The sequence below is a fragment of the Psychrosphaera aquimarina genome, assembly GCF_032461525.1.
Lineage (GTDB): Bacteria > Pseudomonadota > Gammaproteobacteria > Enterobacterales > Alteromonadaceae > Psychrosphaera > Psychrosphaera aquimarina.
In genome coordinates this window covers 406,044-429,121 of sequence record NZ_JAWCUA010000001.1, presented here as the reverse complement: position 1 = coordinate 429,121, position 23,078 = coordinate 406,044, and the positions used below count along the sequence as shown (strand labels likewise).

At 36.0% G+C, this 23,078-nt stretch carries 18 protein-coding genes and 1 pseudogene; 15 read left to right on the top strand and 4 right to left on the bottom strand.

All coding sequences use genetic code 11. The features are described from left to right. Window positions 1–83 precede the first annotated feature (83 nt). The 3 genes from RT723_RS01960 to RT723_RS01950 all read left to right on the top strand — a co-directional run bounded on the left by RT723_RS01960 (window position 84) and on the right by RT723_RS01950 (window position 4,013). Window positions 84–920, top strand: coding sequence for a pirin family protein (locus RT723_RS01960; protein WP_315945683.1), 837 nt, complete (start codon window positions 84–86; stop codon window positions 918–920). A 53-nt stretch (window positions 921–973) separates the two neighbouring features. After that, a complete protein-coding gene (locus tag RT723_RS01955) occupies window positions 974–1,642 on the top strand; it encodes a dienelactone hydrolase family protein (protein WP_315945682.1) in 669 nt (222 codons plus the stop codon). Window positions 1,643–2,096: 454 nt separating this feature from the next. Next, complete coding sequence (locus RT723_RS01950) at window positions 2,097–4,013, top strand: metallophosphoesterase family protein (RefSeq protein ID WP_315945681.1); 1,917 nt, start codon at window positions 2,097–2,099, stop codon at window positions 4,011–4,013. Between the two features lie 102 nt (window positions 4,014–4,115). Here RT723_RS01950 and RT723_RS01945 read toward each other — a convergent pair whose 3' ends face one another. Then, window positions 4,116–5,297: a class I SAM-dependent methyltransferase gene (locus RT723_RS01945; protein ID WP_315945680.1), complete on the bottom strand. Its 1,182-nt coding sequence runs from the start codon at window positions 5,295–5,297 to the stop codon at window positions 4,116–4,118. A gap of 203 nt (window positions 5,298–5,500) precedes the next feature. On the opposite strand from RT723_RS01945, the gene RT723_RS01940 reads away from it, so the two are divergent. Further along, a complete protein-coding gene (locus tag RT723_RS01940) occupies window positions 5,501–5,767 on the top strand; it encodes an acylphosphatase (RefSeq protein ID WP_315945679.1) in 267 nt (88 codons plus the stop codon). Window positions 5,768–5,861: 94 nt separating this feature from the next. Then, window positions 5,862–6,993, top strand: a pseudogene (locus RT723_RS01930) (DUF3083 family protein). Here RT723_RS01930 and RT723_RS01925 read toward each other — a convergent pair. Next, window positions 6,990–7,187 carry a hypothetical protein gene (locus RT723_RS01925; RefSeq protein ID WP_315945676.1) on the bottom strand — a complete coding sequence of 66 codons (198 nt, stop codon included), beginning with the start codon at window positions 7,185–7,187 and terminating at the stop codon, window positions 6,990–6,992. The pseudogene RT723_RS01930 and the gene RT723_RS01925 sit on opposite strands and share 4 nt — an antisense overlap. Window positions 7,188–7,264: 77 nt before the next feature. Between RT723_RS01925 and RT723_RS01920 the strand changes: the two genes are divergently transcribed. The 7 genes from RT723_RS01920 to pyrF all read left to right on the top strand — a co-directional run bounded on the left by RT723_RS01920 (window position 7,265) and on the right by pyrF (window position 15,347). After that, a complete protein-coding gene (locus tag RT723_RS01920; protein WP_315945675.1) occupies window positions 7,265–7,906 on the top strand; it encodes an HvfX family Cu-binding RiPP maturation protein in 642 nt (213 codons plus the stop codon). A gap of 68 nt (window positions 7,907–7,974) precedes the next feature. Then, window positions 7,975–8,526, top strand: coding sequence for an NAD(P)H nitroreductase (locus RT723_RS01915; RefSeq protein ID WP_315945674.1), 552 nt, complete (start codon window positions 7,975–7,977; stop codon window positions 8,524–8,526). A 355-nt stretch (window positions 8,527–8,881) separates the two neighbouring features. Continuing rightward, window positions 8,882–12,664, top strand: a complete 3,783-nt coding sequence (gene putA / locus RT723_RS01910; RefSeq protein WP_315945673.1) for a bifunctional proline dehydrogenase/L-glutamate gamma-semialdehyde dehydrogenase PutA — start codon at window positions 8,882–8,884, stop codon at window positions 12,662–12,664. Between the two features lie 261 nt (window positions 12,665–12,925). Beyond that, the gene (locus RT723_RS01905; RefSeq protein ID WP_216056001.1) at window positions 12,926–13,213 is read left to right on the top strand and encodes an integration host factor subunit beta; all 288 of its coding nucleotides are present in this window, start codon (window positions 12,926–12,928) and stop codon (window positions 13,211–13,213) included. A gap of 54 nt (window positions 13,214–13,267) precedes the next feature. Then, complete coding sequence (locus tag RT723_RS18060) at window positions 13,268–13,480, top strand: LapA family protein (RefSeq protein ID WP_371819997.1); 213 nt, start codon at window positions 13,268–13,270, stop codon at window positions 13,478–13,480. Continuing rightward, window positions 13,473–14,624: a hypothetical protein gene (locus RT723_RS01900; protein ID WP_315945672.1), complete on the top strand. Its 1,152-nt coding sequence runs from the start codon at window positions 13,473–13,475 to the stop codon at window positions 14,622–14,624. The genes RT723_RS18060 and RT723_RS01900 overlap by 8 nt, the downstream gene beginning before the upstream one ends. Window positions 14,625–14,648: 24 nt before the next feature. Further along, the gene (gene pyrF, locus RT723_RS01895; RefSeq protein ID WP_315945671.1) at window positions 14,649–15,347 is read left to right on the top strand and encodes an orotidine-5'-phosphate decarboxylase; all 699 of its coding nucleotides are present in this window, start codon (window positions 14,649–14,651) and stop codon (window positions 15,345–15,347) included. Between the two features lie 9 nt (window positions 15,348–15,356). On the opposite strand, the gene RT723_RS01890 is transcribed toward pyrF, so the two are convergent. After that, on the bottom strand, window positions 15,357–16,253 hold the full coding sequence (locus tag RT723_RS01890; protein ID WP_315945670.1) for an alpha/beta fold hydrolase: 897 nt from the start codon (window positions 16,251–16,253) through the stop codon (window positions 15,357–15,359). Window positions 16,254–16,288: 35 nt separating this feature from the next. After that, window positions 16,289–17,746 carry a flavin-containing monooxygenase gene (locus tag RT723_RS01885; protein WP_315945669.1) on the bottom strand — a complete coding sequence of 486 codons (1,458 nt, stop codon included), beginning with the start codon at window positions 17,744–17,746 and terminating at the stop codon, window positions 16,289–16,291. A 306-nt stretch (window positions 17,747–18,052) separates the two neighbouring features. On the opposite strand from RT723_RS01885, the gene RT723_RS01880 reads away from it, so the two are divergent. The 3 genes from RT723_RS01880 (at window position 18,053) to RT723_RS01870 (ending at window position 23,074) form a co-directional block, all read left to right on the top strand. Beyond that, window positions 18,053–19,942: a methyl-accepting chemotaxis protein gene (locus tag RT723_RS01880; RefSeq protein ID WP_315945668.1), complete on the top strand. Its 1,890-nt coding sequence runs from the start codon at window positions 18,053–18,055 to the stop codon at window positions 19,940–19,942. 188 nt (window positions 19,943–20,130) lie between these two features. Next, a complete protein-coding gene (locus RT723_RS01875; RefSeq protein WP_315945667.1) occupies window positions 20,131–20,637 on the top strand; it encodes a hypothetical protein in 507 nt (168 codons plus the stop codon). 1,183 nt (window positions 20,638–21,820) lie between these two features. After that, window positions 21,821–23,074, top strand: a complete 1,254-nt coding sequence (locus RT723_RS01870; RefSeq protein WP_315945666.1) for a hypothetical protein — start codon at window positions 21,821–21,823, stop codon at window positions 23,072–23,074. Window positions 23,075–23,078 lie beyond the last annotated feature (4 nt).

The window sequence follows — 23,078 nt, the reverse complement described above, 5'->3', positions numbered from 1 at the left end:
TATGTTATTTAACTTTTATCGCTTTATGATTAACCAATTCGAACATATAACATTTCTTTAAACTTAGATGGGGCAACATGAGTATGAATAAGCAAATAATCCATATTTTAAAAGGAATGCCAGCGACAGATGGTGCTGGTGTAAAGCTGACAAGAGCGATTGGTCAGCCTAAATTGCCTAACTTAGACCCATTTTTAATGATTGATGAAATTCGTTCAGATGATCCAAATGACTATATTGCTGGATTTCCTCCACACCCACATCGAGGGTTTGAAACCTTAACTTATCTTATGCATGGCAGTATGGAGCATAATGACTCTACCGGAGGACACGGCTTAATTAATTCCGGCGGGGTACAATATATGACTGCTGGCAAAGGTATCATTCATTCGGAAACGCCTAAACAGGATCAAGGTTTATTATGGGGATTTCAATTATGGATAAATCTTCCAGCTAAACATAAGATGGTTGACGCTTCCTATGTTGATATTGCAAAAGAACAAATTCCGGTTTTACCTCTTAAGCAAGATAAAACACGACTAAAGTTGATTGCTGGTCAAGTATCAAACTTTGATAAAACAGGCCCTGTAGTTAGGGATGATATCCAGCTACAAATTTACGATATAAGTTCAGAAATCGAACATCAACAGTCACTCATATTTAATCATAATGCCAGAGGTTACATTTATGTTTATAAAGGGGAAATCCAAGTAAATCAAAAGCAGATAACATCGTCTCACGTTGTCACATTTGGTGAAGGCTGCACCGTAGATTTGACCTTGTTTCCTGATTCTGGTGCATTAGTCGTAATGGGGGATCCAATCGGAGAGCCAATTGTGCAATATGGTCCTTTTGTTATGAATACTAATGAAGAAATTCAGCAAGCATTTGTTGATTTGGATGCGGGCCGATTAGGGTAATCCCTTGAGCAGAGAGGATTAAAAAGTTAGTAACCAAGGTGAAGGAGAACGTATTGTTAATATTAGTCACTGATATTTTTGGTGAAACGTCTTGGTGCCAATCTTTAATACAAGCTTGGAACTCACAAGGGCATGATGCTTTATGTATTAGCCCTTATGAGTCATTAACTAATACAAATACGTTCAACAATGAGCAACAAGCTTACCAAGCGTTTCAAGATGCAGGTGATTTGCAAGCTTATGTGAACAAATTAAAGTTATGTTTGGCTCAACTTAACATTTCTAATGAACAAGCTATCAATTGTATTGGTTTTAGTGCAGGTGCTGCGGCATTGTGGCAGGTGGTATCTACTAAATTGAACACCAACAGTCACTTATGTATAAATCATTGTATTGGCTTTTATCCGGGACAAATTAGGCATTCATTAGATTTAACCCCAAGTTGTCCGTTTACGATTGTGTTTCCAAAAGAAGAGGATCACTTTGATTTGCCAAAGGTTATTCAACATCTTGTTACAAAACAGAATCTTAGAATTGTTCAAGTTCCGTTAAAACATGGGTATGTTAATCCACAATCGGTTAACTACGATATGACGGCAAGCGATCAGGTAACGGATATGTTAGTTAACGTTGAATGTATCAATCAGCCGTCCGTTTTCATACCAAGCTTGATACAGCAAAATAAAATGCATGAGGAACGAACATGTTCATTACCATCATAATTAGTATTATTTGCGGCATAATTTGTTTGAATATGGCGTCCAACAGAAATAAAGTAACGTCAACGTGGTTTATCTTAGGTTTACTTTTTGGGCCATTGGCAATTATACCAATTCTAATAAGTATTCAATCACTCAGCGTCATATCAGGGCTTTTAGTTCGAGGCGCTCGAATACAGTAATACTGGACGTCTTTCAAATTCGAGCAACAAAGAAATAGAAGCTCTGAATTACGTCTTCGATGGGTCTAAAAGGTATTAATACGGCTTCACAAGATTTTGACGTACGACACCATGGATGAGAAAGGTAGGGCGACTCAGGAGACAAAGCCGAGAATAACTATGCCTACTATCTTGTTCCTTGTCTTAATACCTTTTAGTTCCCACTGAGAGACTGAATATTTATTAGAATTGGTATAATATTTCTTTTACTTTCACCAAAGGATAACCCTTAAGTTATGGCTGACACCAACTTAACATCGGCAGATTCATTAGAAAAAAAACACAAGACAAAAACGATACCCGAGTTATTATGTGGACCTTTTTTAAGAAAAGTCGATAAAACTCAAGCGATTATCTGGTTTGTTACCAGTGCCGAACATAAGTACAGTGTTCAACTTAAACAACAGTCGCATAAACTTAGTTTTCAACAAACCTTACAAAACATTCAGATTGGCTCTCAATGTTTTATCAATCAGATTCATTGTAAAGTAGAAGATAGTTGGCCATTAAATCAAAACATTGGTTATCAGATTGAGAAAGTAGTTAATGGTAAAAAACATAAGTTAGATTTAACTTCAGCAACCTTAAATGGTGAGAGCAGCCCAGCATTTATTGTTAAAGACAAGTTATCCTCGGTTATCCAAGGCTCTTGTAGAAAACCAGATCATCCAGCTCCTGATGCATTTTCCACTATCGGTAAACAACTAAATGATGGTTCTTTAACTAGGCCTGATTATTTGATCATGGCAGGGGATCAAATATACGCAGATGACGTTGCGGCACCAATGCTGGTGGCTTGTCAGTATTTGAGCAAAAAATTAGGTCTGTATTCAGCAACCCATGAATTGGGTGCGGTTTCCAAACAACAATTAGACTGGCGTTATTCATTATTTAATCGCAGTACCTTATTTCCTAAAAAACAAGACCAGTCGTGGTTTGCCAAATTTTGGCATGGCGATAACATAGTTTCAGCTCGCCATCACGAAAACCATTTAATTGGATTAGATGAGTTTTTTGCTTGTTATTTATTAACCTGGTCAAGTCAGTGTTGGTCGTTAGTTTATGAACAAACCCTAGAAGCAAAAGTACAATTAAAGGCAAATCAACAAACTATCTATCAAAATGAACTGGATCACTTAACAGGGTTTATTGAAAGTTTGCCATTGTTTGCCCAAGTTGTCGCAAACATACCTACAGTAATGATATTTGATGATCACGATATAACCGATGACTGGAATTTAACGGCGGATTGGGAAGAGCATATATACGGTAATACCATTACTAATAATATGATCCGCGACGGTTTATTGTCTTACACTTTATTTCAGGGGTGGGGCAATTGTCCCGAAAAGGTAGAAGATCTTATTGAGCAGATCTGTGAGTTATCAAAATCAAAAGACTTCGCCAGTGAAGAGTTCACTGAAGTAATTCATTTACATAATCAGTGGCATTATTCGATAAAAACAGAACCAGCAATCGTGGTCTTAGATACTCGCACGCACAGATGGCGTAGCGAGACCTCTACTAAAAACCCAAGTGGATTGATGGATTGGGAACGTTTAGAGCAGTTTGAAAAACATTTATTTAAACCTCAAAATTCAGTATTAGTCGTGTCTGCTGCACCGGTTTTTGGTGTTAAATCTATTGAAGTAATACAAAAGGCGTGTGAACTTTTAGGCAAAGAACTGTTAGTTGATGTAGAAAACTGGATGGCACATCAAGGGTCAGCAAAAAAACTAATGGAAATGTTACGTCACGACTCAGCACCTGATGAAGTCATTATATTATCTGGTGATGTGCATTACTCATTTTGCTTTTCTGCCATGCGTCGCTTTAGTTCTGATACCGACAAAATATGGCAGTTAACCTGTAGTGGGTTTAAAAATGAATTCCCTCAAGGTTTGTTAAAATTCTTTGATTTTATAGATCGTTTTTTATACTCAGAACACAGTATTTTGAACTTGTTTACTAAACGAAGAAAAATGGAAATTGAACACCACCCATTATTATCCAGAAAAGGCAAACATGAACGGCATTTACACAGCCAATCCGCAGCAGGTTTAGTGACATTAAATGAAAAAGGTTTGTTGGCAGAATATAGATTGATCAGTGGTCAAGGTGAAACACATTTGTTTGATTTAAATGAACAGTAAGGTTATAAGCAATTTTGTGATTCATGTTTAAAATTCAAATAAATGCGTGAGACAATAGTGATTAATCTCACGCATGATACTTTTGTGATATTTACCTGCAAATTAAAACACTTGGCAAACAAAGCCTTTTAAGTAAAAACCTTCCGGATAAGCACTGCCGACAACATGATCTTGTGCTTGGCTTAAACGTTCAACAAATACCATGTCTCTGCCTGCATCAAGTGCTGCGTCTGCAATGATCTTTTGGAATAAAGGGGTTTCCATTAGACCAGAACATGAGAATGTTAATAAATAACCACCAGGATTTAGTAACTTCATGGCCAACATATTAATGTCTTTGTAGCCACGACAAGCGTCTTTTAGTTTCGCTTTTGACTCTGCAAATTTAGGCGGATCCATAACAATAACGTCAAACTTAGTGCCGTTATCGCGGTATTCTCTTAATAATTTAAAGACGTCTTTTTTGAGTAACGACATCTTGTTCATATCAAGCTTATTAAGCTCTACGTTTTTAGCAGCTATATTTAATGCATCTTCAGAGGCATCGACTTGCACCACTTTTTTAGCGCCACCACGTAACGCATATAAACCAAATGTGCCTGTATAACAAAAACAGTTTAATACGGATTTCCCTTTCACATATTTTTCTAAAGCGGCTCGGCTGTCACGTTGGTCTACGTAATATCCTGTTTTGTGACCTTGTGCTATATCTACAATAGCTTTGATGCCATTTTCTTCAATGATCACTTGTTTTGGCATTTTGCCATGCACTAAGCCCGCTGATTTTTTTAACCCTTCTTTACTACGTACGTCAGCATCAGAACGTTCGAATATATTAAAGTCGGGAAAACATTGTTTTAATGCTTCAAAGATATTGTCACGCTGATACTCTGCGCCACAACTTAATAACTGAATAACTATCGTGTCGTTATATACATCAGCTGTTACACCTGGAAGACCATCAGATTCTGCACATAACAAACGGTAGCCGGTTAAGCCACCGCGCTGAATAATAGGTTTACGTATTAATTTTGCACGATTAATTTTTTCGATGAAAAACTGTTTATTAATAGGGCGCTTTTCAAAACTCCATATACGAACTCTTATTTGAGAATGAGGGGAGTAGGCACCTTTGGCTAACCAAGTGCCATTTTCAGATAATACATCAACCGTTTCGCCATCACTTGGTTCACCTTCAACTTTGCTAACCCCTTTGGAGAAGATCCATGGGTGTTTACGTTTAAGGTTTTTTTCACGATCTGGAAGAATAGATATAGATGGCATGTTATTAACTTTTAAATAGGAGCAAGACCGCAATTTTAATCTAGCTAACAAGGTAATACCAATATTATTACACTTAATCCGGCTATCTTCTGGATTTAAAAGTATAAGCGTTAATATAGATTGAACTGGATAATTAGGCTTATATTAAGTTATGTTGGTCAATAAATAGACTTTCATTAAAACTCATTAAGTAAAGAATCGATATGAAAACATACAAATATATAGTGACAGGAAAAGTACAAGGTGTTTGGTTTAGGAAAAACACTAAGCAGATTGCTACACAATTAGGCATGACAGGTTATGCCAATAACTTAGTTACAGGGCAAGTTAAAGTGATGGCAACTGGAACCGATGAACAACATAAAGAGCTTAAGGCATTTTTACATGTTGGTTCTGAAAACGCCGAAGTGCAGACGGTTGACACTGAAGAGATGCCACAAACTAGTTTTGAAGATTTCACGACAGGTTAAGTTAATCGCCGTCATTTAACAGTAATAAATAATACATATATCAGTCATAACTCCTTGTTAATTTACACGCAAATTAACTAAGGGATATTAAGTTATGTTGAATAAAATGATTCAAAGTAATAGCAGTAAGAAGTTTAATAATAAGGTTTATGTGCCAGCCACAAACCGTGAAAATCATTATCTAATCGTTGAACTGCCAATTACGACTGAATTGTTACAGTTAGTTTCTGGTGAAGCTCAGATAAATGAATTTTTGCTGTCAGATTTCTATATGCAGGTTAAACAAGCCTTTATTTCAATCAGTAAACGAAATGGCATCAGCAGTGGGTTGTTTGTCGCTAATGATAAATTAGTTCGCCTTCGTTATGGTGAAGAGTCTCAAGTTATAGAAACCTTAGAACAGCTAATTGTATTTTATGATCCAACTAGCCATAAGGGTTTTCAAAGTTATTACGATAGAACCATTAAAGCAAAAAATCAGCTTAGTTGTATTAACCAACAACGAAGAAATACGTCATTCTGCGTTTGAATTACATCAAAACACGGTTGAAATGGCGTCAGAACTTGCTGATACATTAGGTTTTTCTCCTAGCTTGTTTAAAATTAAAGATCATCAGCATGTAACCTATGATTTATTTAGTCCTGAAAAAGGCGATAAAAAAACGTCAACTCATGAATTTCGTCAAGTAAAACATAGGTATCAACAACAGTCGGTATTAATACCTCAGTTAAATAACCAAATGGGTTATGTCGTTGCTGAGTTACCTATTGCTGAAACTTTGATAGAAACGATGGATCAAAAAGCCACTCATACCGCACCTTACAATGAGTTATATACAAGCATCTCTAAGGTCGTAGCAGAAGTTACCTCTGAAATGGAATTAAAAAATGCCGTTATGATTGCTAATGGACGTCATCCAATTGTGACATCAAGTAAACAAGGTTTTGTATATAACGAAGGGGAGTTAATATATTTAGGATTTAATGGTGTAGAAGATCAAAATTGTATAGCTAAGTGGAATAGCACCATACTAACCAATAAGTTCACGTTAGTGTTTGTTGCTAATGACGCTGATATCAACAACAAAGGTTATGGCCGCTTTGTAAATCAAATACATATTGCTTTAAAACAGATTGCGGCAAGATTGAACATAGCTCCAGAGATGAATCAATTAGTCGTGCGCTTTCATCAAAACATAGCCTACAAGTTACCTCACCTAGATTAACGTTTTGTGTCTATCCACTTAGCTAAGATTTGAACCGTTACTTCAGGTCTTTGAGCTACAAGCTCCTGCACTAAGGCCAATAGTTTATGCTTATTGGCCTGTTTATTATTTAGTTGACGCCTGATCAGTTGGAATTTATTCTTAGCTCGTTGGATACGCTCTTGTTTTTCTAATTCATTAATGGAAGATTTCATACTTTTCTGTCTATAGTTGAAATAAGAAACGATTAACTCTGTTCTAATAAGAATACGTTCGTTTTTAGGAAACTTCTATGATTATTGATGCCATAACAAGTCGTTATGAAAAAAGTCTACAAATGTTGTCAAATTTAGATGGCATTGCCCCTCTGTTATTACGTTTATATTTAGCCCCTATATTCATTCAAGCGGGGTGGAACAAATTAGCAAATTTTGATTCTACCGTTCAGTGGTTTGGCAATGCTCAGTGGGGATTAGGATTACCTTTTCCTGACTTATTGGCCGCATTAGCTGCCGGTTCTGAATTTATTGGTGGCTGGTTATTGTTACTCGGTTTATTTACTCGTTTAACTGCGATTCCTTTGATGATCACTATGTTAGTCGCCGCATTTGGTGTACATGGAAAGAATGGTTGGCTTGCGTTAGCAGACTCAAGCAGTTGGTTAGCTGATGGCACCATATTCTTTAATGAATCTATTATGGCGGCAGCTGAGAAAAAAGAAGCGGCTGTCGCGATTTTACAACAACACGGTAACTACGATTGGTTATCTAGCAGTGGCAGTTTTACCATACTAAATAATGGAATGGAGTTTTCCATTACGTACTTTATTATGTTGTTGGTGTTATTTTTCTACGGTGCAGGACACTTTACTAGTGTTGATCATTACCTAGCTAAACGGTTTTATACTAATGAAAAGATCACAAATAAAAGCTGAAGGTCATTGTGCTTTTAAGATAGTATTGCATTCATAATATATTATTAAAATAGATTGTAAGTTTTGTTATGAATGCATTAGATATCTTGTTAACACGTTCTTCAGATAATAAATTAACGACACCAGCCCCGAGTGGAGTCGCGCTTGACAATATTCTTGCGGCAGCGCATCGGGCACCGGACCATGCTCATTTAACCCCGTATCAATTTATTGTTTGCCAAGGTGATGGACTTGCTAAATTAGCTGACATTTACCATCAAGCAGCAATACATTCCGATTTTGAACCTGCAGCAATTGAAAAGGCAAAAACATTACCTTTTCGTGCACCTATGGTGATCATAGGTATTTGTAAATACAAACCTCACGATAAAGTGCCAAGAGTAGAGCAGATAGCAACAACCGCTTGCGCATTACAAAATATGCAAATGGCTGCTCAAGCTCAAGGTTATAACGGAATATGGCGTACTGGCAGTTATTCACAAAATCAATTTGTGAATACAGCTTTAGGCTTGAACAAATCAGATGAAGTTATTGGTTTTATGTATTTAGGAACCCCTATGGATAAAACCATTATTAAAAAAGCCAAAAAGCAAACAGATACCGTCTTATTTTGGAACTAATAAATTTTCAGTTTTTCAAAAAAATTTAATAGTTTTAAGATTAGTTTGCCTTATGCGAGCCAATATATTCTCCTATATTGGCTGATTCACTTAGAATACTAAACATCTAATATATACCTTCATAAACCCACCTATCTTTCTGAAATTCAATAATATTAATAGTTAAATCTTTAATTTCCCCGTCATTATTATCAATAAAATCAACAAAATTGTAATCGAGAAAATTAGGGTTAAGCATTAGTTTTGTTTATGCATCTGTTTCAAAATAATTGATTAGCACAAAACTGAGTCTGTGAACTAAAATGCCGCCATGTTATACATACCCACACACCACTAATTATAAAGGTTTACGCTTATGTTGTTTAATGGCAGCTTGATGACAGATTGTCCAATTCGTCAGAAAATCCGTAATTATTATCGTATCGATGAAAAGATTGCGATAAAACATTTATTGCCAGAAGCTGAAATAAGTATGGCCGCACGAAGTCGTGCTTGGGAACGTGCTCGTAAAATGGTGTTGCAAATTCGTTCTGAAGCAGAGGGGGAAGGTGGTATAGACGCACTGTTAAGTGAATATTCTTTATCTTCAGAAGAAGGCATTGTGCTTATGTGTCTTGCTGAAGCGCTATTACGTGTACCAGATAAAAAAACGCAAGATGCATTAATACGCGATAAGTTAGCACAAGGAAAATGGAGTTCACACTTAGGGTCTAGCGACTCTATGTTTGTAAACGCATCTTCTTGGGGGCTGTTATTAACCGGTAGTATGGTTAAGTATTCTGATAAAACACTTAAACATGGTGTGGTAAAACGTACATTAGGTAAAGTTTCAGAGCCTGTTATTCGTAAAGCAATGAACGTTGCCATGAAAATTATGGGCAAGCAGTTTGTTATGGGTGAAACTATTGAAGCTGCAACCGAACGTGCCATTGAGAAAGAACGTAATGGTTACGTATATTCTTATGACATGTTAGGGGAAGGTGCTCGTAACATGGACGATGCTGACCGTTATTACGATGCATATGTAAAAGCTATCCATGTAATTGGTAAAGCAGCACAAGGTCGTGGGCCTCGTACTAGCCCAGGGATCTCAATTAAATTATCCGCAATTCATTCTCGATATGAATTTAGCCACCGTGACCGTGTAATCAATGAATTAGTGCCTAGGTTAAAAGCACTGTGTCTTTTAGCTAAAGAATACAATATCAGTTTAACTGTTGATGCTGAAGAATCAGAGCGTTTAGATATCTCTTTAGACATTATTGAAATCGTTTTTTCTGATCCAGATTTAGGTGAATGGAATGGATTTGGCCTTGCGGTTCAGGCGTACCAAAAACGTTCATTTTTTGTTATTGAATGGTTACGTCAACTTACTTTAAAAGTTGGTCGTAAGATTATGGTACGTTTAGTTAAAGGTGCTTATTGGGATACAGAAATTAAAAACGCTCAAAAAGATGGTTTAGAGCATTTCCCTGTATTTACTCGCAAAGCCTCTACTGACGTGTCTTACCATGCATGTGCAAATAAGTTATTAGAGTATCGCGATACTATTTACCCACAGTTTGCTACTCATAATGGCTATACCGCATCGGTGATTCTAGAGTTAGCTGGTGATGATAAAGATGGATTTGAGTTCCAATGCCTACATGGCATGGGTGACACCTTATACGATCAAATTGTGAGCAAAGAAAAAATTCAATGTCGAGTTTATGCACCTGTTGGGGTTCATGAAGATCTATTGGCTTATTTAGTTAGGCGTTTATTAGAAAATGGCGCTAACTCGTCGTTTGTTAATGCCATTGTTGATGTTGATCGACCGGTTGAATCTTTATTAGAAGATCCAGTTGAGCGTACTCATAGAGTTGAGCAGATATACAACGAACAAATAAAAATGCCAATTCAAATGTTTGGTGAAGAAAGAGCTAACTCAAAAGGGTTAGATTTAACGGATATCACTAAAATCACACCATTGAGGGACAACCTTGATAAGTGGTTTGCTAATAACAAAATTGACATCTCAACTATAGCCAGTAACGAATTGCCTGTGGTGAATCCAGCTAATTTAGACGAAGTTATTGGACGTTTACCTGTTGCAACAGAAGCTGATATGTTGACGATGTTAGAGCAAGGTGAAGCTGCATTTCAATCTTGGTCTACTACTCCAGTAAACGTTCGAGCTGACATATTAAGAAAAACCGCCGATGCCTTAGAGCACAATATGGATGAGCTGATTGCGCTTTGTATTAAAGAGGCGGGTAAGATAGCTCAAGATGGCATTGACGAAGTTAGAGAAGCTGTTGATTTCTGTCGTTATTATGCAAATGAAGCTGAAAAGATAGCAAAAGACCCTCGATTAGAACCGCGTGGCGTGATCTTATGTATTAGTCCTTGGAATTTCCCACTGGCTATCTTCTTAGGCCAAGTTGCGGCTGCAATTGTAACCGGTAATGCGGTTATCGCTAAACCTGCAGAGCAAACCAGCTTAATAGCCTTAAGAGCAATAGAAATTTTACATGAGTGTGGTTTACCGCAACATGTAGTACAAGCGGTTATCGCACAAGGTTCTGAAGTAGGTAAAGTCTTGTTACCGGATGCAAGAATTTCTGCGGTTATGTTTACCGGATCAACACAAACCGGCACATTAATATCACAAATATTAGCTCAACGTGGTGGTGAGCAAGTCCCGTTGATTGCTGAAACTGGTGGCCAGAACTGCATGATCGTAGACTCGACAGCATTACCGGAACAAGTTATTGATGATGTCATTGCATCTGGTTTCCAAAGTGCAGGGCAGCGCTGTTCAGCATTACGTGTGTTGTTTGTCCAAGATGACATAGCTGATAATGTAATTCGTATGATTAAGGGGGCAATGAAAGAATTACACGTTGGTGACCCCGCCATGTTATCCACTGACGTTGGTCCTGTAATAGACACTAAAGCTTTATCTGCATTAAATGAACATGCCGAATATATGCAAAGTCACGGCAAGTTGTTATACCAATGTGAAATGAGTGATGAGACAAATAATGGTTACTTCTTTGCACCACGTTTATACGAAATCGAACATATAAACCAATTACAAAAAGAAGTATTTGGCCCTTGTGTTCATATCATTCGTTTTAAAGGCAATGACGTAGATAACGTTATTGAGCAAATTAACTCTACAGGCTTTGGGTTAACCATGGGTATTCATTCGCGTATTGAAACCCGTGCTATAGAGTTAGCTAAAAAATCAAGAGCCGGTAACGTATATATTAATCGTAATATGATTGGTGCAGTTGTTGGTGTTCAGCCATTTGGTGGCCGTGGTCTTTCTGGTACTGGACCTAAAGCCGGTGGACCAAATTATTTGCCTCGTTTATTGCAAGAGAAATCAACGCCAAGTGAAGATGAATTAGTACTTGATGATGACGCATTAGAGCCAACGGATTCCTCTATTAAAGAAGCCAACAAATTAATGGAACGAGCATTGGTTGGTGAAAATTATTGGCGTTTGGCTGATTTAAATACACGTACTTCACATGTTCGTCAGTTGTTAGCTGACATTGCAACCGTAGAACACACCAATGAGTTTGCAGACGATTTAGATAAAACATTAGCAACAGCTCGTTCACAGTTAATTGATGTAGAACGTAAACTTAAAAAACCAACGGTATTGCCAGGTCCAACTGGTGAGTCAAATATTTTATATTTGGAGCCAAGAGGCACGTTAGTTTGTTTTGCCGATAAAGACGCAACGTTCCATTATTGGGTTATGTCTATTGTTACAGCACTGTCTACTGGTAATACTGTTATTGCTGTTGTTTCCGATGTGTTCTATGAAGAAGCGATTGAATTTATGAATAAATTCAATAAAACCGGTGCAGATAAAGGTGTTTTACAAGTAGCAAGACTAAAACACTTACAACCTTTGTTAGAACATGAAACATTGGCAGGTGTTGTTATTGACTCGGAATGTCGACGTAGTGCTTATGTTGCACATAAATTAGCTCAACGTGTTGGCGCTATTTTGCCAACAATAACTGCCGAATATAACGATAACTTAATCCAGCGTTTAGTGACTGAGAAAACGGTAAGTATTGATACAACAGCGTCAGGTGGTAATACATCGTTAATGACTTTAACGGATGATGATTAATCATTTAGTTGTGTAAGTTAGAAAAAAGGTGAACTTAGGTTCACCTTTTTTGATCGTGAATTATTAAAATCAGCTAATTTATAAAAAGAGAAGTTAGTAAATTTGCTTTTTGTTTTAAATGGACTTAAATAAAAAAGTAATTAAAATGTAACTTATTGAAGTGCATAAATATATTTTAATGCTAAACTCAATTTGTTAGAACGTATGGCAACAATTGACCCACATCTAAATGGGCAATGATTAAGTTACTTAGGTGAAAAAATGACAAAGTCTGAATTAATAGAAGCGTTGGCAGAAAAACATCCTCATTTACCCATTAAAGAAGTGGAAGCGGGCGTTAAAACCATCATTGATAATATGGCCGAAACGTTAGCCTCTGGTGAGCGTATTGAAATACGTGGCTTTGGTAGCTTTTCATTACATTACCGAGCACCTCGAGTAGGGCGTAATCCTAAGACAGGCGAATCGGTAAATTTAGACGCTAAATACGTTCCTCATTTTAAACCTGGTAAAGAATTAAGAGAAAGAGTGGATTTTTCTCAATCCTAGATTGACTCTACTTGTTAGTTACAATAGCCTTATACCCTTGAGTAACTGGGGTATTTGCTATTGAAAATCTTGTCTTACATCTTTTTTATTTTTCTTGTTATCTTAGCGTTGGCGCTAGGTAGTGAGAATAGCCAACTTGTGTCTGTTAATTTGCTGTTCGTAAAATTAGAAATGAGTTTAGCCACTGTTATTTACAGTGCATTTTTGTTTGGCTTAGTTTCCTCTTTTATCATGCTCCTATTAAAGAAAATAAAACCTAATGCTTGAGCTGTTATTTTTATTATTACCTGTATCCGTAGCTTATGGTTGGGTAATGGGCAAACACAGTGCCAAAAAGGAATTAAAGCAGCAACAGGCTACAATGAACAGCGCACTTACTTCTAGTGTAAGTTTGTTATTAAACAATAAAGAAGAACAAGCTTTTGATCAGTTAATTAAATACCTAGATGGTACACCTTCAAGTATTGATAACTATCTTACAATGGCACAACTATTTCGTAAAAAAGGCGAAATTGATAAAGCCATTTCAATCCACGAAGGTTTATTAAAAACCGAACATCTAGATATCCCCAAACCAAAACAAGAAACCATTCAATTAGAATTAGCCCAAGATTTCTTGTCTGCAGGAATGTTAGAAAGAGCACTGTTTAATCTAGAACCATTATTTAAAAATGATAGAGCAAATGATGCGCTCACACTGGCATTGCATATTTACGAACAAACACGTGAATGGGATGAAGGTGTTGAATTATTTACCACCATTCCTAATGGCAAGATCAGCGCAGATAATCGTCAGCTTGTTAGTCACTTTTATTGTGAAATTGCAGATAAGAGTGAAAGTTTAAAAACCAAAAAACAATTATACAAAAAAGCCCTTAAAGTAAATTCTGGCTGTACTCGCAGTTTAGTGTCGTTAGCTAAATTATATATGTCGAGTAATCATAAACATAAGTCACGTGAATACATTATTAGCATTTTGGATAATGAACCTAGCTTCGCCCCTGCATTGTTTAACATAGCGCCAGAATGTTTTGTTGATGAATTTGAGCAAACAGCATGGTTATATTGGTTAATTAAAGATAAAAACATCACCAGTGTTACCGCGCACAATCAGATGGCGGAATACATAGTAAAAGAAAAGGGCCTAGAGTCTGGCCGTAAATATATTATCGAACATTTACAACATGTGCCGAGTGTACGAGGCTTTGCTAAGTTAATTGAGCTGGAGCGAGAGTTTATGTCTAATTCTCACTTTGACCAATTACTGAGCTTGATAAACCGATATATAGAATTAAAACCAAATTACGAATGTAAAAGTTGTGGATTTTCATCCAATCATTTTACTTGGCGTTGCTCAGCATGTAATAGCTGGCAAACAATGAAACCGTTAACCGGATTAGATGGTATTTAACAAATAGTTAGTGAGAGTTAAAAAGTGGATAATAAAAATATTGTTGTAGCATTAGACTTTGAACGTAAATCGGATGCTTTGGAGTTAATTGACCGATTAGATCCAAATCTTTGTCGATTAAAAATTGGCAAAGAAATGTTTACTCACTTTGGTCCTGATTTTGTTACCCAAGTACAAAACAAAGGCTTTGACGTATTTTTAGATTTAAAATTCCATGATATTCCAAACACAGTAGCCAAAGCAGTAAAAGCGGCCGCTGATCTTGGCGTTTGGATGGTAAATGTTCATGCATCCGGTGGCAGTAAAATGATGCAAGCAGCCAGAGATATATTAAAACCCTATGGTGATAAAGCACCAATATTAATAGCGGTAACCGTGTTAACCTCAATGTCAGAAGAAGATCTGTTGGACTTAGGTATTACTCAATCACCTGAACAACAAGTCAATTTCTTAGCTGGTTTAGCACATAAAGCGGGTATGGATGGTGTTGTCTGTTCTGCGCAAGAAGCGGTTATGTTAAAGCAAAACTATGGTACTGACTTTAAACTAATTACCCCTGGAATAAGAACAGCCGATGCATCTGTAGATGATCAAAAACGAATAATGACACCACAAAGAGCGGTTGAAGCCGGTTCAGATTACCTTGTAATAGGCCGAGCAATCACGAAATCTGAAAACCCAATTCAGACGATGAAAGATATTTATTCGTCATTAAATGACTGATCAGCTACATCAGCAAAAACCGTTATCAGATAAAAATAATCGATAACGGTTAGCCGATGTTTTAGCTATTTCCATCATTGGCATATGACCAACGTCAGGCCATACGGTTAATTCAGAGTCTTTAATATTTTCATGCCACAACTTAGCATTATCAACATGTAACAATTCATCGCTTGCTCCCCACAAAATTAATGTAGGACAATTCACTTTAGTTAACTCTTTATCTAACAAACCATCTTCACTTAAAAATTCAGAAAATATGCTTTCTAACCGGTCATATTTACTTTGATATTCAAGCGCAAAACAATCCAGTATAAATTTAGGTATATAAGGCGGTTTGGCCATTGTCATGGCATAAAAGTCATAGAAGTTTTGTTTCGTTTTTATTAAAAATGGATTTTGACCCGCTATAACGAGTCTGTCCATTTTACTTAATGACACAGGAATTATACCGGCGGGATCAACTAAACAGCTACTTAGGATATGTTCAGCAAAATAGATACTTGAATGTGCGGTGATAAATCCACCCATAGAGTTGCCAAGCAGATGAAACTGGTTAATACCATAAACGGCAAGTAATTCGATAACTCTAATTGCTTGGGCACTGATTGAATGTGAATTATTAACAGAATAGGGGGTTTTACCGTGCCCCGCTAAGTCAGGAATAATGACATTAAAATCATTTACAAAGTGTTTAGCAAATCGGATCCATACTTTTTTATCAGCACTAAAGCCATGCAGCATAACAATAGTGGGTTTGTTAGGGTCAATCCTTTTACTTTGATACACCGCAATTTCTAAACCCTTCACATTAACTGTGACGTCTTTAAGACCGTATATTGATGCTTCTATACTTTCAACTAAGTGCGCAATTTTATAACCTAACGTATTTCGATAATCTGTCATATTTAACTTCTTTAATTAATGGAAACGACTGAGGATTAATAAAATAAATGGTCATTTATTTTTAATTTTTTAGCCCAACGTTTATAGGTAAAACTAAAACCAGGAAACATAGCGATGACATGACCACTTTTACTCTGATACCAGCTACTACATCCTCCTGTTTTCCATACTGTTTTTTCCATTTCTTGATGAATTAAATCAGTATAATTTTGTTCTGCAATTTCAGTTACTTCAACCACTTGTTTATCCAATTCATTCACTTGTTGTATCGCATTAATGATGTAATTTATCTGTGACTCAATAATGAAAATAGCTGAAGTATGACCAATACCGGTATTGGGACCAGTTACGATAAACAAATTGGGGAAGTTTGGAATACTTGTACCTAAATATGCGCGTGGAAAGGGGTGCCAATATTCTTGTAACACTTTGTTGTTTTTACCAATCACTGGATATGAAATCACCCCATCTGTAGCATCATAACCTGTAGCATAAACAATTAAATCTAAATCGATTTGTTCACCTTTTGTGGTATGGATCCCAGTTTGATTAAGCTGTGTAATGCCATCCGATTTGTCGTGCAGAAATACATTCTCTCTACACAACGCTGGATAATAAGTGTTGGATAAGATGACTCTTTTACAACCGATGGTAAAATCCGGCGTTAATTTCTGTTGCAATGATTTATCTTTAACTTGTTGTTTGATATATCGTTTAGCCTCACTTCCAGCGATTAAATCAAGCAATGTTTTGGAGTATTTAAACCCTAATACTCTATATTCTAATGCCCAATAGATAAGGGTTCTGAGTGTTTTTTGAATAAAAGGGTATTTGAGTAACTTTCTTTGCCAAGGTGTAAACTTCCTGTCTGGTCGATGGATAACCCAATGTGGTGTGCGTTGAAATACATGTATCTGCTTCACCTTATCTGCTATGGCCGGTATCACCTGAGCTGCGCTGGCACCACTACCAATAATAGCTACGTTTTTATCAGTGTAATCAAAGTCATGCTGCCAATCGTTGGTATGAAAACTAGCACCTGAAAATTTGTCTTGTCCTTTAAAATTCGGAATTGTAGGTGTACTTAATGGCCCAGAAGCATTAATCACAAATTGACTACGTAAAACCGTTCCATCTGTTAATGTTACCAGCCAATTAGCGCTGTCTGCACTCCATTTTATTTGATTTACATTGGAGTTAACCATGCATTTTTCACGGAGTTTGTTTTTATCGATGACATAATTTGTGTACGTTTTTAATTCTTCTTGCGTAGCAAACATCTGCGACCAATCATAAGGCTCAGAAGAAATGGAATATAATGGCGATTGAACATCAACAGCGGCACCTGGGTAAGTGTTTTGAGACCAAGTCCCCCCCATAAATGATCGTCGTTCTAGAATTAAGAAATCGTTGATATTGGCTTTGATTAACCGAATTGCGGAACATAATCCACCAAATCCACTGCCAATAATTAATACTTTGTATTGATTCATATTTATGATTTTTATTATGTATGACCATGACTAACATACATTAATTTAAACATTGTACCAATGTGAATAACCTAAACAGTTGTTAAGACAAATTAATAAAATCGACTAAACTCGTTTTTAATGTCAAAAAAAGTTAGGCTAAAATCCTCGGGTTTCACCAACATTATTGTCTATAAAATAGTCACACAACAGGCGCTAGGTTATTGTAAAACAAATGAAATATATTAATGCAAGAAACCTTATTCTGGCCGATACAGTTATAACTCTATATAAAGACGTTTAATATATTAATTAAATGAGGTAATTATGCTCCGTTCATTGAAGTTCACGACAAAAGTTACGTTTGCAGCATCTTTAGTATTGGTATTTGTTTTAGGTTTATTTACCGTTAATAACTTTGTCGTCATGCAAAATCAAACTCAAGAGCAGTTATCATCAGTTTTACACGAAATCTCAGAGTCCGTATCTCAAAACATTTCAAACTGGTTAAACGGTAAATTAGCCATCATTTCAGGTGTTGCTAATGTATTTACCAGTGACTTGACCAAATCTGAAGTGTTGGAGCGATTACATTTAGCCGATGAAGCCGGCACGTTTAAAAATGTCTATATAGGCCGAGTAGATGGCACCTTTATATTAGATGATCAGAATATCCAATTACCGGCAGATTATGATGCAAGGCAAAGACCTTGGTATAAATTAGCCAAATCACGAAAAACCACAGCATTTACAGCGCCTTATGTAGATGTAACTACAGATGAATTAACCATTTCAGCTGTTGTGCCTATGTTTGAAAATGGCAAGTTTTCGGGTGTGGCCGGTGGAGACATAGATATGGCAAAAATATCTGATATTGTTGGTAGTATCGATTTCTTAGGTTTTGGCTATGCGTTTTTAGTCGATGGTAATAGTCATATTTTAAGTCATCCAGATGCAAAATTTAATGACGTACCTATGTCTAAATTGTTTAATGAATCTTTGCCGTTAAAAACTGAATTTGCATCAGTAATATTAAACGACACAGAACATTTGGTTTCGTTTATTAAAATTAAAGGAATAAAAAATGTTGATTGGTATTTAGGTGTCGTTATCGACCAAAGTATTGCGTATTCCTCTGTTTCTAGTTTTCGTAATATGGCTGCGCTTTATTTAATTTTAGGTGTGGTTGTTATCATTATTCTATTACAAACCTTGCTCAAGTATTTAATGAGACCAATGCAACGTTTAAGTGATGCCATTAAAGATATAGCGCAAGGAGAAGGGGACTTAACTAAACGTTTAGTGATTGAAAGTAATGATGAATTTGGTGAGCTTTGTCAGCATTTTAATGTCTTCATAGAAAAAATCCATGGATCAATTGAACAAGTACGCAGCAGTACCATTGAATTGGAACGCAGTGTTGAAAATCTAGTTGAATCTACCCAAGCAACCCAAAAAATGTACACAGATCAAACCAAACTCACCGATGGATTAACGTTTGCCATAGAAAGTCTTTCATCTAGCGCCTTAGATATATCCTCTAATGCAACAGAAGCTTCACAATTGGCAACATCTGCCAGCACAGAAACAAATTTAAGTCATGAAACATTAGATAAAAATATAAGTTCTATTAAAAATCTAGCTATTAAAATGGAACAAGCTGAACAAGAAATTGAAAACTTAGAACAACATACGGCAAGCATTGGCCAGGTATTAGAAGTTATCAAAAGTGTCAGTGAACAAACCAATTTACTGGCTTTGAATGCCGCCATTGAAGCTGCTCGAGCTGGTGATGCTGGACGTGGATTTGCGGTGGTCGCCGATGAAGTAAGACAGCTTGCGTTTAGAACACAAGAGTCGACCAGAGAAATAGAAAATACCATTGCACAGTTACAACAAGGTTCTTCATCTGTAGTTATAGCGATGAAATCAAGTTTAGAAGATACCAAGGTGTCAGTTGAACAAGCCACACACGCTGGTGAACAGATGGAAAATGTAAGTAAAGTAATCCGACAAATTGATAAAGTTAATCATACGGTTGCATCAGCGACTACAGAACAAAATGAAGTAACTCAAACAATCGATTCAGACGTTCATCATATTAGAGATATAGCTAACCAAGGCCAGGTGAATTTGGCCGAAGCGTTAAATGAATGTACGAATTTAAGAGCCCAGTTCTATGAACTTGAAAAGCTAGTGCTGACGTTTAAAGTTTAAAAACGATATAGGGGTTATACTATAAAATAATTAGAGCCAAGCATACATCAACCCAAATACAACGCTGGATGTTTTGGCTTAGTATCAAAAAGCTAAACGATAATTTTAACGTGTATAGTATTGCTAAATCAATTTTTGAGTACTTATGTGATGCATTTAATAGATATACTGTTTATGGAACTAAATTCGTGAATGTCGTCGTTAAGTTTTTGATATCATTAGCTTTGTTATCACCATTGAATTGTCATTCAAAAGATAAATTTAATATGGATAGATATTGGGTTCAAAGTGGATTTTTATTAGGTTCTCCATTTTTTGGTCAAACTTTAGATATTAAAATTCAAGATGCGAATATCGTATATGGCTTAGGTGTCAAAACTCAGGATACAAGTGCACCTTGTCTATTTAATTGTGAAATCAAGAGAAATAATGACATTACCGCAATCAGTTCACTACATGTGCTAACTGGTTATGCAATCAATGATGTTTGGTTATTCGAAACCGGTTTAGCATTAGTAGAAACCAAAATTGACTACCACTACATTTATGAAGAATCCGAGTTAGGGTTACCAATTAGGCTGAATAAATTGAACACATATAAATATGGCGGCTTTAACGTTTCATTAGAGTTTTTGATTTTAGAAAACAAAGTTGTTTATTCAGCAAACATTGCATTAGCGTTTGGTCATTTTTAGTTAGATATTAACGGGAAGCAAGGCTCGCCAAATCGTAATCAGTGCCGTAGCGCTTGTAAAACTCAGCTCTAAAGTTAAACATGAGACACGCTAAAATGAAAATGACAGATTGACATAGGTGTAGGTACGTGACAATCCAATTTTATGGCTGGAACTGTTGGTTATATAAATCAAAGGTTTAGAGGAAAGTCACAAAGACTGTTTTTAATATTTTGCAAGCTTACTACTGGACTAAGTAATAGCTTGCAGGAAATAGACTGGATCCACACCAAATAATGTTGCTATTTTGTACAATAGAACAGTTTTTAGTTCAAACGTTATCGAATTTGATCCAGAAATAAACCTGTATAATTAAAAGCTTAGCTCTCATTTAACAATATACTTAAAACCTAATATATCAAGCCCTTTTATTATTCGCTAATAAAACCAAAAGCCCAATAAATTTAGTTGGTTAGTAAAAATCACAGATTACCTAAATGAATTTGAAATATTTAGATGAACTCTGCCAAGCATAGGCAGACATCAACAGTCTATTACTTTGGAATTTCATTAATTAGGTGTAGCTCACCAGACATACACAAAATACTGCTTAAAGCCTAGGTCAAAAAGGATCTAAGGAATGACTTAACAAGGTATTATCAAGAGCTGGCTAATATTTATGAAAATAAAGACTCTATATAGGGTGTCTATATGACTAAGTTATTGGATATTTTTCGATCGGTTCACTGGATGATTACAGGTGAAGGCATACCTGATGACCAAGATTGTGATTTTTTACAAGAAGAGGAAGATTGAGTAATAGAGTTAAAAATTTACTACATCATGCCGCCCATCCATAGCTTATCTGATTGTTTTTATTGAATTAGTTGCATAGGAATATAAGTGACACCCCACTTTACACCCCACCAACTCACTACTAAATTTAACCATTTGAATTATATCAAATTTATTAGCTAATATATTATTAATAACGTTTTATCAGTTTTAAAGCAGTTCAAGTTCAGAAGTATATTTTTCAAATAAATAGTCAAATTTAGCACCATAGAAGTCATTCGCTTGAAATACTTTTGAGCGCAGATTAAAACGAACATATTTAATTTCTTTCTATTAGCTACTTAAAGTAACTGACGTCATGTTTTGTCGCTTAAAGGTGATTAACTACTTTCATTTATTGGAGGTAGTAATGAAACCTTTTGTGTATGGACAAACATTCAAAAACAACAAGTACTATGTGTTTGATAAACAGGGCGTAACTGTTATGAAGTCTTGGCCTGAAATGCTTGCATATAGAAAAACAGCGAAAAGAAGTTGGAAAGCTATTAGGCCTAAATTTCAGTTTAATGAATATAGTATTCCAAATGATATTAATAGAGACAGATGCTTCAGGTGTTATGAAAACGAACTATTCGGAGAAAATTTTAAACATGAATGTCGACCTGATCCGTTAGTAAGCTTTTTAGATAAAGTGCCAATAGAGTTATTAAATTTAATAAAAACCATCAATAGCAGGCAATGGCACTTATTAGCATTGTTTGCTCGGTGCGGTAAACCTGCAATTGAGCTATTTCAATCTACTCCTGCTTTAGCTTGGATGTTGGCTTCGTCATGGGCGTTTAAACAAAAACCAGTAAAGAATCACTTTCGTTCTATTCGAAATTTACTCGAGTCGGGTAAATCCCAAATTGAAATGCTTGAATGGCTAGATTACCCATCAACTAAAAGCGTCATTAAATTGTTGAGAAAGGTCGATATGAAAGATATAGATGTAAGTTTCTTTTTGAATTTTAAACAAGTAATTAGTGACTCTCAAAAAGTGATTTTGATAAGACATTTACCAGTGATTGAGCCTTCTTTGATAAGGTTGTTATGGAAGTTTAAGATGAACTTTACTTTTCATTTTTTGATTGATTATCAAAACAAGACGAGAATTCAACAGCACAGAGTTAAATTACTACTGTCTGACTTTTTTCCTGAAAAGGTTGTTAAATGGAATCATAAATTCACTAATAAAGACTTAGATTTGTTTATTAACCATTGTGAAGATTTTGACGCTGACGAATCAAACCATCCAAGTGCTAGTCAAAATAGAGTGTTCCCTTGGCCGCCATTTAACCTCCCAGATGGTTTTCCAGAAATTGAATATGTTGATACAGAAGACGAGCTGTTTATAGAAAGTGAAGAAATGCACAACTGCCTTCATAGTTTTGCAGAGCGATGTTTCAACGGAGAAACTCAAATTTTTAGAATGTTTTATCCTGAACGCTCTGTTTTTTCTATTAGGGAAACCGCTGCGAGGGGGTATTGGGAGCTTTCAGAAATTAAAGCTGTTTGTAACGAAAGTGTTGCGAAACAAACAATATGCTACTTAGAAACTTGGCTGAATAAAGTAAATGCTTGTAATGATGAAATAAAAATTGGATTATTTATTAATAGTTAGGAGA